The following is a 12,716-nucleotide window of genomic DNA, read 5'->3' as shown; positions in this document are numbered from 1 at the left end:
ATGACCGAGCCGACGCGGCGCGGGAGGCAGCCGGATCAGGACGCCTCGGCGGCGGTCGTGCTCGTGGTGGTCAGAATCGTGTGTGCGACGAGCCGGGGGTCGTCGATCATCGGCACGTGGCCGGTGTCCGGCAGAACGGAGAACGCGGCCTCGGGCAGCCGGGTCCGCGCGATCGGCAAGTGAGTCTGTGCGGGCAGCACACGATCGTGCTCCGACCAGGCCACCGTGACCGGGCACGGCAGCGGGTCCAGCGCGGCGATCTGCTCGTCGGTGCCGAGCAGATCGGCCGTGACGGTGCAGCCGAGCAGGTCACGCAGGAAGGTCATGGCCTGCGCCGCGTCGGCGCGGTCTCCGTGGACGGCGATGTTGCGCAACGCCGCTCGCCGCACCGCCGCGCTGCGCAGGCCCACCGGGGCGAGGAAACCCAGCAGCCGCCCCGTGATCACCTCGCGGGCGATGCGGCGGGTGGCGGCCGTACGGCTTCGGTCTCCGGCTTCCCAGAAACCCGCGGGCGAGAGCGCGCACACGGTCTCGGCTCGGCCGCGCCGGGCCAATTCGATCGCCATCCAGCCGCCCAGCGAATTGCCCGCGACGTGTACCCGCCGCAATCCCAGCGCGTCCAACCGGCGCTCGATGTCGTCCACCAGGTGCTCGACCCGCGCCGGCCGCCGCAGGGCGGGCGGACCACCGCGATGCCCGACCGCGGTCGGGGTGATCACCTCGTGGCGCGCGGCGAGCAAGGGTGTGACGTGATCCCACACCCGTTCGGACATCGTGACTCCGTGCAGCAGAACGAGCGGGGGCTTGCTGGGCATTGGCGTCCCTTCGAATTCGTGGTGCGGTCTCGAAGGTGGATACCACAATCTCGCCTATGGTTGCAGCGGAAACCCCTACTTCACCGCGCGATTGCCGGGGTTTGCTCCCCGGAATGCTGCTTCGCTCCGACGGTGTCGCCACCGCCCCGGTATCCCCCGCACCGACACACCATGAATTCCGCGTGCCGGAGTTGTGAAGCACCACAATGTCTCCGGCGCGCGGAAGCATCGGGCCCGGAGATGTCCCCCACCGAATCCGGCCCGGCCGAGCATGTTCAAGCCCGGTGAACGGATCGTCCGGCAGCGCGGGATGTCCGCCTACCGAGGCGCGCTTCCCGGTCCGGGATACCGACAGCAACCGGGCGCGGTGCCGCGGATCGCAGCACGTGGTTCGCGTCGGCTACCGCGAAGCACGACCCGCGGGGAATGGCGAGACGCTCGAGCACCCGGAGGCCGCCGCGCCGCCGGACAACGGGACGCGGCGCCGCCGGGGTGCTCGAACTGCTCGCGCGCCGCCCCGACCCGGGCGCGAAGTGTCCGCCCGGGTCAGACCGCTTCCGGACGCCAGGTGGCGATCGCCCAGATCACGACGATGTTCAGCGCGATGACCAGGATCGACCATGCCGGGTAGTACGGCAGCCACATGAAGTTCGCCAGGATCGACAGGGCCGCAAGGCAGATCGCCACCACCCGCGCCCAGGTCGCGCCGGTCATCAGGCCCAGCGCCGCGATGACCAGCAGGATGCCGAGCACGATGTGGATCCAACCCCACGTCGTGGTGTCGAACTTGTAGACGTAGTCGGCGCCGACGACGATGAGCTCGTCCTCGGCGACGGCCGAGATCCCCTCGAAGATCGACAGCACCCCCACGGTCAGCAACAGGATCGCGGCCGCGATGGACGTGCCCGCCGCGATGCCACGGCGGACGGGGTGTGACTCCGGTTCGGTCATGTGCGTCATCGGTCGCCCCCTTTCTCGGGAAGTAATAGACGCCTTCCGAATCTCCACCAGTCGCCCCGTCCGGCACTTCACCCGTTTCGGGTGACTCCCATATTCCGCGATCGCGCGAAATGAAAATTCCATAACGACGACACACGATCTGATCGAGCGGAGTTCGTACCGGGTAAGTTCCGCTACCGAGGCGCGGTAGTGATCTGTCAGCACACGGCCCGGGAGGCACGGTGACCACATCGCACGTCCCCGCTCTACGCCGCATCCCGGCCGCGGCGGGATACGCTGCCGAGATACCGGCGTTGCCGTTCACTCCGATACCCCGGCCCGATCTGTACGCCGCCGCCGACAACATGACGGGCACCGGGCACGTGCTGCTGATCCACGCTCCCGCCGGGACCGGGAAATCCGTACTGGCGGCCGCCTGGGCAGCCCGGCAGGCCGCGCGCGGATCCGAGGTCGCCTGGTTGACCGTCACCGAGCAGCTCGACGAGGTGACGTCGCTGTGGGCGGTCCTGCACGCCCGGTTCGACATCGCGGCGATCACCGAGCCCGGCTCACCGACCACGTACGCCGCGGCGCTCGCCGAGACGCTGGCCGCGCGGACGACGCCGACGGTCCTGGTGGTCGACGACGCGCATCTGCTCACCGATCCGGCCGCGCTGGCCGTCGTCGAGAACTTCCTGCTCCACGCGCCGCCCACCGTCACGACGGTGCTGTGCGCCCGCTTCGCCCCGCCGATACGCTGGCACGCCCTCGAACTCCACGCCCGGCTGACCCGCTGGGGGGCAGGCGAACTGGCCTTCACCGCGGACGGGATCGACGCGCTGTGCCGCGACCACGGGTGCCGACTCACCGCCGCTGAGCTCGACGCGCTCGACACCATGACGCGGGGCTGGGCCGCGCTCGTGCGCATCGCCGCGAGCCATATGGCCGCCGCGACCGGCGATCGCACCGCTGCGCTCGCCGCGCTCGCTCGCCCGGCGCGCGCGGTCGCCGATTTCCTGCACGGGGAACTGATCGAGGCACTGCCGCCTGCGCTGCGCCGGTTCCTCACCGACACCAGCGTTCCGATCGCGTTCACCGAGCAGCTCGCCGACGAACTCGTGGGCGGCGGTGCGGGGCAGGCACTGCAGGAACTGGACCGGGCCGGCTTCCCGATCGACGCGGTCGTGCGCGACGGCGACGTGTGGTTCTCCTGTCCTCCGCTGCTGCGCGCGTATTTCCTGGCCGAAGCCCGGCGCCTCGGACCGGATGTCTGCGCGCAACTGCACCGCCGGGCGGCCCGATGGCTGCGGTCCGCGGGGCTGCCCGAGACCGCCCTGCCGCATCAGCTCGCGGGCGCCGACCACGACCAGCTGTGCGAATTCTTGTCGGCGTCTGCGCTGCGCATGGTTCTCGACGGCACGGGCCCGACGCTGTTCGATCAGCTGGCCCGCTCGGCGCCCGCGTTGCTCGACGACCCGTTCCTGTGGTTGGTGCGCGTCGTCGACGCGGTCGTCGCGGGCAGCGCCGCCGCAGCGGTGGCGTGCCTGGACACCGCGGCGGCGCGGCGCGCGGCCAAGGTCTCCTTCGCCGCGCCCGAGCGGCTGGACGCGCTGACCCTCGCCGCGACCATCGACGTCGCGGCGACCACCGGCGCGGTCTTCCCGGAGTTTCCGGAGGACCTCGCGCCGACCGGCGACCCCGATCTCGACGCCTACACCGAGATCCAGATCGCCACCGCCTTCGTCGCGGGCGGCGCCGTCACGCGGGGGGAACAGCTGCTGCATTCCGGACTGGCGCTGGCCGAGCACGCGGGGCGGCCCCGCCTGGTGCTGCGTGCGCTGACCCGGCTGGCGTTCGCCGCCGACGCCGTCGACGCCGCCACCGCGATGCGGGCGCGTGCGGCACGCGCGCTGGCGGTCGCGGAGGAACACGGGCTGCTGGAGAGCACCGACGCCGTCCAGGCGACCGCCGTGGCCGCCTACGGCGCCTACCTGCAAGGTGAGACGCCCGGTGCGGCGCAGGTCGCGTCCGTGCTCACCGAGCGGGTCGATCACGACGGATCCCACGGTCCGGTCGCGGGCCGGCGCGGCCACGTCATCGGCCGCCTGCTCGACCTGGAACAGGCGGAGGAGCAGTCGGCCGCGGTCGACGCGCTGCGCCGCAGCCTGCTGGCCCTGCTGGAGCACACGGCGGTGCCCGCCACCACCGGCAGCCTGATCCTGCCGGTGGTGTGGGCGCTGCTGCGCGTGCACGATGCCAGGACGGCCCAACTGCTGGTCGAACGCGCCCGCGGCATCGTCGGCGAACTGCCCGAGGTGCGGCTGGCCGACGCGGCACTGCACGCGGCCGCCGATCGTCGCAAGGCGACCTGCGCGGTGCTCGAACCACTGCTGGACCGCGCGGGCGATCTGCGCCCGGTCAGCGCGGTCACCGGGTGGCTGCTCTACTCCGCGGCGCAACACGAGTCACGGGCTCCGGCCAGGGCCCTCACCGCGTTGGAGAACGCGTTGGGTTCCGCGACGCCGCACCGGCTGCTGCGGCCGTTCCTCGACGTGCCGGCCGCGATGCCTTTGCTGGACAGCTACGCGGGCCGTCTCGGCCGGGCGGAGAGCTTCGCGGAGGCGATCCGGCGTCATCCCGCGGCGCGCCGCAGACCCGCCTACCCCGCCTTGACCCACACCGAGATGACCGTGCTCAAGCAGTTGCCCTCCGGCCGCACCGCCCAGCAGATCGCCGAGGACCTCGGGGTCTCGGTCAACACCGTGAAGACGCACCTGCGCGGCATCTACGGCAAGCTCGGCACCAATTCCCGGGTCGACGCGCTGCACCACGCGCGCCGCGGCGGCCTGCTCTGACGTCGCGACCGGACTTCCCGCCGCCGGGCGCGGCTCTACGCTGAGGTATGGCCCTCTCACGCCGGGAACTGTTGCGCGTCGGCACCGCCGGGTCGGCCGCGGTCCTGGCCGGCGCCGCGGCGGCGAGCAGCGCCCGTTTTCCCGCCCCGCGCCGGCTCGGCGATCCGTTCTCGCTCGGCGTCGCGTCCGGCGATCCGGCTCCCGACGGTGTGGTGCTGTGGACGCGGCTGGCCCCGGACCCGCTGGCGCCGGACGGCCTCGGCGGCATGCCGGTGGACCCGGTGACGGTCGACTACGAGGTCGCCGAGGACGAGTACTTCCGCCGAGTCGTGGCGCGCGGATCGGCGGTGGCCACCCGCGCGCTCGGCCACAGCGTGCATCCGGAGGTGCACGGACTCGCGCCGGATCGCTGGTATCACTACCGGTTCCGGGCGGGTTCGGCCGTCTCGCCGATCGGGCGCACCCGCACCGCCCCCGCGCCCGGTCGAGCCTTGGCGCGGTTGCGCTTCGCCTTCGCCTCCTGCCAGTCCTGGAGTTCGGGCTACTACACCGCCTACGAGCACATGAGCCGCGAAGACCTGGATCTGGTGGTGCATCTGGGCGACTACATCTACGAGCGAGCCTGGTCACGCGGGCGGGCCGGCGTGGCGATGGGTCCGCATTTCCGCGACGAAGCCGTCGATCTGCCCGGCTACCGGCTGCGCTACGCGCTCTACAAAGCGGAGCAGCCGCTGCGCGCCGCGCACGCCGCGTTTCCGTGGCTGGTCACCATGGACGACCACGAGATCGACAACAACTGGGCCGGCGAGGAGCCCGGCATCGGTCTGGACATCTGGCGGGTGCCCGCGCTGTTCCGAAGGCGCCGCGCCGCCGCCTTCCAGGCCATGTACGAGCACCAGCCGCTGCGCTTGGCGCAGTTGCCGTCCGCGGCGGGCATCCGCCTGCACCGCCGTTTCCGGTTCGGCGACCTCGCGGAGATCACGATGCTCGACACCCGCCAGTACCGCACGCCGCAGGCCTGCGGCGGCGCCGTGGTCAGCGGCTGCGCCGAGCGGTTCTCCCCCGGCCGCACGATTCTCGGTGCGGCACAGCGCGATTGGCTGATCGACGGCCTGACCCGGTCGCCGGCGCGCTGGCAGGTTCTCGGCAATCAGGTGGGCATGAGCCAGAACGACTCCGATCCGGGTCCCGGGGTCAGCGTCTCCACCGACGCCTGGGACGGCTACGTCGCCGACCGCAACGCCGTGCTGGGCGCCGCCGCGGCCCGCGGGGCGGGAAACCTGGTGGTGATCACCGGCGACCGGCACGAGAACCAGGCCGCCGACCTGCGGCGTGACTACTCCGATCCCGGATCACCGGTGGTGGCCGCGGAATTCACCGGGACCTCGATCACCAGCAACAGCGACGGAACCGATCTGAGCGACAAAGGCCGCCGTCTGCTCGCGGCCGATCCGGACGTCAAATTCTTCAACGCCCAGCGCGGGTACGTCCGGGTGGAACTCGACCATCGAGTATGGCGCAACGATTTCCGCGTGGTGCCCTATGTGCGCCATCGCGGCGCGCCGATCCACACCCGCGCCAGTTACGTGGTCCAGGACGGCGTTGCGGGTGTCACCGAGGCGTGGACTCCCGGCCACACCCCCGCCCCGCCGTCGGCGCCCGATGCGGTGAGCCGCGCCGACGCCGAGCACGGCCCGCGCTGACTTCACCCGCCCCGCTTCACCCCGCCGACTCCGCGCGCAAGACCAGCACGGTGATCTCACTCGGCGCGAACACGCGCAACTGCGGCCCCCAGAATCCCGTGCCCCGGCTGGTGTAGAGCTGGGTGCGCTCGCCGTGGCGGCTCAGCCCGGCGACGACGGGCTGCTCGAGGCGGACCAGATAGTGGAACGGCCAGATCTGGCCACCGTGGGTGTGGCCGGAGATCTGCAGCGCCACACCGGCGGCCACCGCCTGCGCGATCTGTCTGGGCTGATGGGCGAGCAACACGACCGGTACGTCCGGGTCCGCGCCCGCGAGCGCTGCGGGCAGGTCGGGGCCGTGCCCGGTCAAGCCGACACCGGTGGGGTCGTCGATGCCTGCGATCACCAGCCGATCGCCGCCGCGGCGCACCACCTCGTGCTGGTTGTGCAACGGCTGCCAGCCGAGCGAGGTCATGTGCTGGATCCAGCCTTCGGCATCGCCGAAATACTCGTGATTGCCGGTGATGTAGAACCGGCCGAGTTCGGCCTCCACCTTGCCGAGCGGGTCGACCTGCGCGCGCCGCTTCGCCACCGATCCGTCGGCGAGGTCGCCGGCGTGACAGGCGATGTCGGGTCGTTGCGCGTTGACCACCTCCACCACGCGTTCCGACCAGCGCAGCCGGTCCAGCGCGGCGTAGTGGGTGTCGGTCACGACGACCATGCGCAGTCCGTCGAGCGCGGAGCCGAGACCGGGAATCGACACCTCCACCGTGCGCACCCTCGGCACCCGGCGCGCCTCGATCACACCCCACACCACCAGCACCGTCGCGACCGCGAGCACGCCGACGGCCACGATCCGGGAGCGAGCCGGGTCGCCGACGCCGGCGACGGTCAATCCCGCGCGCGCCAGATTGCCCAGCACCGACCAGCTGAACAGCACCCACATCACACCGAGCACAGTGTCGCCGACGATCGAGGCCGCGTCCGACTGCGCGGGCCCGTGACCCAGATACATCGCCGCGGGCAGGCCCGCGAACCCGAGCAGGAACAGCGCCGAACCAAGCCAGAACAGCGGACCGGATTCATCGGTGGTCGCGGCCACCAGCGTCCACCAGGGCAGCAGGAACAAGACAGCGGGAATCGCCAGGAACAAGATCAGGCGGGGCACATACTTCAAGAGGGCTCGTCCTCGTGCGCGGGTGTAGCGCGCGGTCCCTCTCCGGCGCCATGGGCGCTTCCGACCATAGCAGCGGTCATGCCACGCCGAGCCGCTCGGCGGCGACGGCGAGATCCTTGTCCCCTCGGCCGGACAGGCACAGCACGATCAGCGAGCCCGCGGGGATCTCACCACGGTCGGCCATCTCCATCAGGTGGCCGACGGCGTGGGCGGATTCCAATGCGGCGAGGACGCCTTCGGTGTGGCTGAGCGCCTGCATGCCCCGCAGGGCGACCGCGTCCGTCGCGGCTCGATAGGTCACCCGGCCGCTGTGCTTCAGATGGCTGAGCTCCGGCCCGACCCCCGGATAGTCCAGTCCCGCCGCGATACTGTGCGTCCGCGCGATCTGGCCGTCCTCGTCCTGCAGCAGATAGCTGTAGGAGCCGTCGATCTCGCCGGGGCTGCCCATGCACAGGGTCGCCGCGTGCTCTCCGGTGTCCACCCCCAATCCGGCCGCTTCGACGCCGATCAGCCGGACCTGCGGGTCGTCGGCGAAGGGATGGAAGACCCCGATCGCGTTGCTGCCGCCGCCCACACAGGCCAGGACGTAATCGGGCAGTCTGCCTTCGACTCGCGCGATCTGGGCCCTGGTCTCGGTGCCGATCACCGTCTGGAAGTCCCGCACGATCCGCGGATACGGCGCGGGCCCGGCCGCGGTCCCGAACAGGTAGTAGGTGGTGTCCACGCTGGCCACCCAGTCGCGCACCGACTCGCTGATCGCCTCCTTCAGCCGTCGCGAGCCGATGTCGACCGGCCGCACCTCGGCGCCGAGCAGCTTCATCCGCATCACGTTCGACGACTGACGGCGCATGTCCTCGGTTCCCATGTACACCACACAGGTCAATCCGAGCATCGCCGCCACCGTCGCCACCGCGACGCCGTGCTGTCCCGCGCCGGTCTCGGCGACGATCCGCTTCTTGCCCATCCGCCGGGCCAGCAACGCCTGCCCGATGGCATTGTTGATCTTGTGGGCGCCGGTGTGGGCCATGTCTTCGCGCTTGAGATACACCCGGACGCCCGGCACGCCCAGCAACCGTCCGAAGCGCCGTACCTGGTGCAGCAGCGTCGGCCGACCCACCCGGTCCCGCAACAGCTCTCGGTACTCGGTGACGAAGCCGGGGTCCTCCCGCGCCAGGCGATAGGCGTCCTCCAGGTCCAGCAGGGCGGCCATCAGGCCCTCGGGAACGAATCTGCCTCCGAACACGCCGAACCGGCCACGCTCGTCGGGGAACATCTCGTGCCGGGATGCGCTCACCGCCACGTCAAGGTCAATCCTCATCAACACCAACGCTTTCACCGCCAAAGAGCCGACGGGTCAGTCTGTTCCGCTAGCGCTAGCACAACCCGACAGGTTGGCAACGACCGAGTTAACAGACTAAATCGGTCGGATGGCTAAGGTCTTCTCACTGGTGGAGGCCCTCGGCGCGGGATGCCCTGGCGCGTGGCTACCGGTCGGCAGGCACCGTGGCGGAGATCTGGGCGACCAGCTGCCACGGACGCTTGGTGTCGGTGGTGGCCTTGCCGCTGGTGAGGATGGCCCCGGACAGCCCGCGAGCCGGGTCGGCCCAGCCGTACTGGGTGGTCAATCCGCTACGCCCGAAGTGCGATCCGGTGTCGCGGCCGAATTTCGACCTGCGCCCGCCGAGTTCGAATCCGGCTCGGCTGACGCGTCCGGCGACGCCGGGTATCCAGCGCGCCGGGCGCACCGCCTCGGCCAACGTCTCCGGCCGGATGATGCGCCTGCCGTCCGGTGCGCCGCGGGTGAGGATCTCGTAGAACCGCGACAACTCCGCCGCGGTGGTGACCAGATTGCCCGACGGCAGTTCGGCGGTGAGGAAGGCGTCGGTCGCCGAGCGCGATGCCCGGTCCATTCGCCCGCCGATGGCCTTGCGCGCCAGGTAACTCGCCGTGCGCGACGGCGCCGGACCGGTCTTCACGCTCGGCACGACTTCGCCCACATCCTCCGGATGCACACCGAAATTGGTCCAGCGGAAACCGAACGGCTCCAGCACCTGCTCGGCGAGGTGCTCGCGCAGCCGCTTGCCGGTGGCCCGCTGCACCAGCAGCCGCAGGATCAACCCGATGGTCAGCGCGTGGTACACGCGGAACCGTCCCGGCTTCCAGCTCGGGACCAGATCGGCCAGCCCGCGCACGGCCAATTCCTCGTCGAGCACCAGATCGACGCCTCGGTACGGCGGTGTGACGAACGGGATCCCGGCCGAGTGCGAAAGCACGTCACCGATCGTGATGGCGGCCTTGCCGTTGGCGGCGAACTCCGGGATGTACACGGACACCGGCTCGTCGAGGGCGAACGCGCCCTGTTCGACGAGCATGAACATCAGCGCCGCGGCCACGCCCTTCGCGGTCGAGAAGCCGCAGAACGGCGTCTCCGGAGTGGCCTGCACCTTGACCGCGTCGGGTCCGTCCTCCGGCGCGTTGCCCCAGCCGTGACCGATGGTGCGGTTGAGCAGGATCTTCCCGTCACGGCGCAGGCAGACCTGGATCGCCGGGGTGGTGCCGAGGCGGTACCACGCCTGCACCGACGCCCACAGCGATTCCACGTCGGCGCGGCCGATCCCGGTCGCGGTGGGTTCGTCTTCGTGACCTCGGGTCGTCACGGCCTCCAGGTCGTCGACGATCGCCACCGATCCGGCGGTTGGTGCGCTCACCCGGCCAGCTTATCGGCCCGCCGAGGATGTCGCCGCCGCGCGGGCGGGGCGGTCGATGTCATCAGCGGCCACTCAGCCAGCTCTCCTTCAGCTTCGCGTGGTTGTCCCACCAGGCCTGGACGACGGCAGGGTCGGCATTCCAGGGTGGCGGCGGCGACTCGCCCGGGAACAGGAAGGTGTCGTCGGGGACGGCGGCGGTTGTCGGTTCCGGGTACTCCGTCGAGGTGCGCGGGTGCGGCGGCGGCTGCTGCTCGGCGGGCGGCGGTCCGGGGGGCATTGGTATCGGCGGGGCGGGCAATTGAGCATGCGCGTTCGCGGGAGGCGGCGGCACCGGCGGTTCGGGATACGGCTCGGGAGTGGCGGCCGCCTCCGGCACCACGGAGATGGGCGCCTGCTCGACCGCAGGAGCGGGGGCCGCCTGCGCCGGATTCGGGTCGACCGGCTGGGTGGCGGTGGCGGCCGCCGGTCCACCGATCTCGGCGTCGGCCGGACGGTCGTCCCGTGCCTGCGCGACCGCGATCGCGGCGCCGCCGAGCAGCGCGGCGACGGCGGCCCCGGCCAGGATCACCCGGCCGCCGTGCTTGCGATCGGCCGCTGCCGGTTCCGCCGCCGCGCCCCGGAACGGAGCCGCGACGACCAAGGCCGCACCGTAAGCGGCGGCGTTGGCATGGTCGGGCGCCGTGACGACCGGCGCGTCGAGCCCGGCTCGCAATGCGGAGACGACCTCCGGATCTCCCGCCGACGAGCCGCACAGCACCACGGCGTCGGGCAGTACCCCGGCTGCTTCCAGAGCGGGCCTGATCCGGTCGGCCGCCGAACCCGCGGTCTCCGCGTCGACGACACCGGACGACCAGGATCCGGACAGCAGGATTTCCTCTCGATTCGGCGCGGCCACGAGATACGACGTGTGGTAGCCGACGACCTCCATCACCAGCAGGGTGTCGTCCTCGGCCAGTCCGGGCAGGTCAGCGAGCAGCGCGAGCAGCGCCGTCTTGGTCGACACGAGCGACGACGAACGCCATGAGGCCGACGAGAGTTGCGAGACGATTGCCCGCCGTTCGGCCACGGTGCGGTAGGCGACCGCGACGTCATCGATTCGAGCGCCGGAGCCCGCGGCGGCGGTCAACGCGTCGAGCGCGGCGGCCACCGATGCGGCGGTGGAGTGCTCGACCGGCTGTTCGATCTCCCCCAGCACGGCGGGACGGGTGCCTCGCCGCGCCGTCGACGCGATCATCACCCCACGTACCACCGCCTGCTCCGCTGATATTCCGACTGTGGCCCTCATGAGATCACCTCTGCTCGACCGGTCCCGGTAAAGGTTCGTCACCGCGGGTCGCCGGCGACCGGCCCCGGTCGGTGCACCGGGCCACCCATCCGCCGAGCGCCCACCGCACGAAATGGCGTCTTCGAAGACCACTGACAGTGACTGGCCTCTTGGGCGCCGCTGGTAGATGCCACGCGATAGCTAACGACCACAATACGTCGGTTGACGCGGTCCGGATACGCCTTTGCGGCAGGCGTCGCGCGCTCGGGGGCACGGTCGTGGCCGCATCCATCGGCGCCACTCCGGCGGCGGGGTTCGAACCGATCCGATGGCGTGCGGAAGCGGCTGGTATCGCGTGGCGATCGGCGGAGAACACGGTCGGGGCCAGTGCTCGAAGACCTCTTCGAGCGCTTCGGCGGCTCGCCTGCACGCGGGTCGAGTCACGTCCGCGCCGCCCTCAGGCCGACAGACCCGAACGCAACCGGGGCCGACGTCGACGACGCCTCATTCACCCCGGGTTCCCCTCAGGGCTGGGGCGGGCCGTCGCCGGATGCGAGCCGGCTCGGGTGACAGCCGATGTCAGCCCGCCGGTGGCGGCGGGGGTGGCCCTGGCAGCGGGATGACGATGCCGAAGGGCAGGGTGATAGCGGGCGGCGGCGGGGGTGCCGGCTCCACGCCGCGTTCCGGTTCCGGTTCGGGTTCCGGCGCGGGCGGGGTGGTGGTGGCAGGTTCGGGGTGGCGTGGTGCGACGTCCCGCTGTGGGGCGTCCGGCGCGGGTACGGGGGCGGTGGCCGCTTCCGGCTGCGCGCAGTCGACCGTTCCGGCGTCGGCGCTTCGCGGTTCGGCGTCGGCACCGTCGACGTCCGGGTTGCGCAGGTGTCCGGGGGCCGCACCGTATGTTTGCCCGGGCGCGAGGGGGATGCGGCCGGATTCCGGCTGTCCCGGTTGCGGCATCGGAGCGGGAATCGGTTGCACCAGGCAGGGATGCACCGGCTGGGGAGGCGGGCAGAAGATCCCGCACGGAATCGGCGGCAGACCGGGCAGCGTGATCATCACCTGTGTCTGTGTCTGCGTCTGCGGCCGTGGCGACGGCGGCGGCGTCGCCACCTCGGGCGCGGGCACCGTCGCGGTGACCGCGGTCATGTCGGTGCCAGGCCCCACCGGCGGCAACGACCCCGGCGCCACCAGATCCGGCGACACCCGCACCGGCGTCGGCGAACCACCCGTCCGATACGCCCGCGCCCAACTCAGCACATTCGCCGCATACGCCATCGAG

Annotated in this window: 8 protein-coding genes and 1 pseudogene; 2 read left to right on the top strand and 7 right to left on the bottom strand. The window is 71.5% G+C overall.

The annotated features are described in order from the left end of the window. Window positions 1-35: 35 nt before the first annotated feature. Window positions 36-815, bottom strand: coding sequence for an alpha/beta fold hydrolase (locus U3653_RS27775; protein WP_195082864.1), 780 nt, complete (start codon window positions 813-815; stop codon window positions 36-38). 546 nt (window positions 816-1,361) lie between these two features. Then, entirely contained in the window at window positions 1,362-1,775 is a 414-nt protein-coding gene (locus tag U3653_RS27770; RefSeq protein ID WP_195082863.1) for a DUF7144 family membrane protein, read from the bottom strand. 221 nt (window positions 1,776-1,996) lie between these two features. On the opposite strand from U3653_RS27770, the gene U3653_RS27765 reads away from it, so the two are divergent. Next, complete coding sequence (locus U3653_RS27765) at window positions 1,997-4,609, top strand: LuxR C-terminal-related transcriptional regulator (protein WP_195082862.1); 2,613 nt, start codon at window positions 1,997-1,999, stop codon at window positions 4,607-4,609. 47 nt (window positions 4,610-4,656) lie between these two features. Beyond that, window positions 4,657-6,312, top strand: a complete 1,656-nt coding sequence (locus U3653_RS27760) for an alkaline phosphatase D family protein (protein ID WP_195082861.1) — start codon at window positions 4,657-4,659, stop codon at window positions 6,310-6,312. Between the two features lie 16 nt (window positions 6,313-6,328). Here U3653_RS27760 and U3653_RS27755 read toward each other — a convergent pair whose 3' ends face one another. From U3653_RS27755 to U3653_RS27735, 5 genes and pseudogenes are all read right to left on the bottom strand, one after another. Further along, on the bottom strand, window positions 6,329-7,468 hold the full coding sequence (locus U3653_RS27755) for a metallophosphoesterase (RefSeq protein WP_195082860.1): 1,140 nt from the start codon (window positions 7,466-7,468) through the stop codon (window positions 6,329-6,331). Between the two features lie 76 nt (window positions 7,469-7,544). Then, entirely contained in the window at window positions 7,545-8,786 is a 1,242-nt protein-coding gene (trpB, locus tag U3653_RS27750) for a tryptophan synthase subunit beta (RefSeq protein ID WP_195082859.1), read from the bottom strand. Between the two features lie 166 nt (window positions 8,787-8,952). Continuing rightward, window positions 8,953-10,176 (bottom strand): serine hydrolase, encoded by a 1,224-nt coding sequence (locus U3653_RS27745; protein WP_195082858.1) that lies wholly within the window; start codon window positions 10,174-10,176, stop codon window positions 8,953-8,955. A gap of 61 nt (window positions 10,177-10,237) precedes the next feature. After that, window positions 10,238-11,461, bottom strand: coding sequence for a hypothetical protein (locus U3653_RS27740; protein ID WP_195082857.1), 1,224 nt, complete (start codon window positions 11,459-11,461; stop codon window positions 10,238-10,240). 558 nt (window positions 11,462-12,019) lie between these two features. Then, window positions 12,020-12,716, bottom strand: a pseudogene (locus U3653_RS27735) (lytic transglycosylase); the annotation flags it as partial.

Origin of the sequence: Nocardia implantans, from assembly GCF_035544775.1 — a bacterium.
GTDB lineage: Bacteria > Actinomycetota > Actinomycetes > Mycobacteriales > Mycobacteriaceae > Nocardia > Nocardia implantans.
The sequence above is the reverse complement of the archived record's forward strand: the minus strand, read 5'-3'. Positions and strand labels throughout refer to the sequence as shown.